This is a genomic window from Litchfieldella qijiaojingensis (assembly GCF_014651875.1).
Taxonomy (GTDB): domain Bacteria; phylum Pseudomonadota; class Gammaproteobacteria; order Pseudomonadales; family Halomonadaceae; genus Litchfieldella; species Litchfieldella qijiaojingensis.
Map to the genome: position 1 here is coordinate 1 of NZ_BMXS01000085.1, position 658 is coordinate 658.

General features: G+C 54.4%; 1 rRNA gene. It reads left to right on the top strand.

Going from position 1 to position 658, the window contains the following annotated elements:
- Positions 1-126 precede the first annotated feature (126 nt).
- Positions 127-658 (top strand): 23S ribosomal RNA (locus tag IE093_RS22345); the annotation flags it as partial.

The window sequence follows — 658 nt, forward strand, 5'->3', positions numbered from 1 at the left end:
AGCTTAAAGCTTCCAGCTTTAAGTGCTCTTTAACAATGTGAATCATGCTGACAAAGTAAGATACGTCTCAAGCGTATCCGGCAATTGTCGTGACGTCATCGCCGACCAGACCCTTTCGGGTTATATGGTCAAGCGATGAAGCGCATACGGTGGATGCCTAGGCAGCCAGAGGCGATGAAGGACGTGGAAGCCTGCGATAAGGCTCGGTGAGGTGGCAAACGACCTGTGACCCGGGCATTTCCGAATGGGGAAACCCACCCTGCTTGCAGGGTATCCCACACTGAATCCATAGGTGTGGGAGGCGAACCGGGGGAACTGAAACATCTCAGTACCCCGAGGAACAGAAATCAACCGAGATTCCCCCAGTAGCGGCGAGCGACCGGGGACTAGCCCTTAAGCGGCAGACTGATTAGGCGAACGATCTGGGAAGGTCGACCATAGCGGGTGATAGTCCCGTAGCCGAAAATCTGATGTCGTGAAATCGAGTAGGTCGGGGCACGTGAAACCCTGACTGAACATGGGGGGACCATCCTCCAAGGCTAAATACTCCTGGCTGACCGATAGTGAACCAGTACCGTGAGGGAAAGGCGAAAAGAACCCCGGAGAGGGGAGTGAAATAGATCCTGAAACCGTATGCGTACAAGCAGTGGGAGCAGGC